This is a genomic window from Streptomyces oceani (genome assembly GCF_001751245.1).
GTDB classification, from domain to species: Bacteria; Actinomycetota; Actinomycetes; order Streptomycetales; family Streptomycetaceae; genus Streptomyces; species Streptomyces oceani.
Genome location: NZ_LJGU01000068.1, coordinates 1 through 827, shown reverse-complemented (window position 1 = coordinate 827; position 827 = coordinate 1). Strand labels below are relative to the sequence as shown.

The window sequence follows — 827 nt, the reverse complement described above, 5'->3', positions numbered from 1 at the left end:
GCCCGTATCGCCGAGCTGGAGTCCGCGCTGGCGGGTGCCCGGGCCAGCGCGAGAGCCCGCGCGGACGCCGTCGGCACCGTTGACGCGACGAATGCGCCCGGCGGAGCTGACGCGGACACCTCGTCCGATTCCGTCGGTCGGCGGGACGAGGCGGGAGGCCGGCGTGCCTGAGGACGGCCTGCCGCTGACCGGGAGCGACGGCCGGTTGCGCTGCCCCTGGGGGGTGACCGCGGCGGATTACGAGGCGTACCACGACACCGAGTGGGGTCGCCCGGTCCGCGGGGACGACGCGCTGTTCGAGCGGATCAGCCTGGAGGCGTTCCAGTCCGGGCTGTCCTGGCTCACCATCCTGCGGCGCCGGGAAGGCTTCCGGGCCGCGTTCGCCGGCTTTCGTATCGCGGAGGTGGCGGCCTTCACGGGGGAGGACGAGGCCCGGCTGCTGGCGGACAGCGGCATCATCCGCAACCGCGCCAAGATCGTGGCGACGCTGGCCAACGCACGCGTCGCCGCCAAGCTCCCGACGGGCGAGTTGGACCGGTTGATCTGGTCGTTCGCCCCGGACGCGACGGGCCGGCCGGCGCCGCGTACGACAGCCGAAGTGCCGGCGATCACGCCCGAGTCGAGAGCCCTCGCGAAGGGGCTGCGGGAGCTCGGGTTCCGATTCGTGGGACCCACGACGGCGTACGCTCTGATGCAGGCGTGTGGCCTGGTCGACGACCATCTCGCCGACTGCTGCGTGCGGCCGGGCGGCAGCCCGGGTTGAGGCGGACGCGCGTCCGGCGGGCTTCGCTCCGGGACCACCGGCCGGCCGGCACGGGCGCGTTGGG

At 74.5% G+C, this 827-nt stretch carries 1 protein-coding gene; it reads left to right on the top strand.

Annotated features, from left to right (window positions below; translation table 11 throughout):
• Positions 1-163 precede the first annotated feature (163 nt).
• On the top strand, positions 164-763 hold the full coding sequence (locus AN216_RS00330; RefSeq protein WP_070194534.1) for a DNA-3-methyladenine glycosylase I: 600 nt from the start codon (positions 164-166) through the stop codon (positions 761-763).
• The last annotated feature ends 64 nt before the right edge of the window (positions 764-827 follow it).